1 protein-coding gene is annotated in these 483 nt (G+C 71.6%); it reads left to right on the top strand.

The annotated features are described in order from the left end of the window. On the top strand, positions 1 to 483 hold a 483-nt coding region (locus OP86_RS32690; protein WP_033334556.1), incomplete at both ends, for an Ig-like domain-containing protein.

Below are 483 nucleotides of genomic sequence, written 5' to 3'. Positions count from 1 at the left end.
GCCGGCACCCCGACCGGCACCGTGTCGTTCTTCGACGGCATCGTTCTTGTGGGCACCGCCACCCTGGACGCCGGCGGCACGGCCACCTTCACCACCTCCGACCTCGGCGTCGGCATCCACGCGCTGACCGCCGTCTACAGCGGAGACAGCGCCTTCAACGGCTCCACGTCCCCCGCGTCGGTGTTCGGCCAGCCCAAGGTCCTCACCGCCACCGTCACCGCCACCGCCCCCGGAGCCGGCACCCCCACCGGCACGGTGTCGTTCTTCGACGGCGTCACCCTGCTGGGCACCGGCACTGTCGTCGCGGGCGTGGCCACCTTCACCACCTCCGGCCTCGGCGTCGGCATCCACGCGTTGACGGCCGTCTACAGCGGAGACACCAGCTTCAACGGCTCCACCTCACCCATCGACCCCCAGACCGTCACCACGGCCGACACCACCACGGCGCTCACCTCGGCACCCGACCCGTCGGTGTTCGGCCAG

Source organism: Streptomyces novaecaesareae (assembly GCF_000716875.1).
GTDB lineage: Bacteria > Actinomycetota > Actinomycetes > Streptomycetales > Streptomycetaceae > Kitasatospora > Kitasatospora novaecaesareae.
Note: the sequence above shows the minus strand (reverse complement) of the source record. Positions and strands in the feature narration are given on the sequence as shown.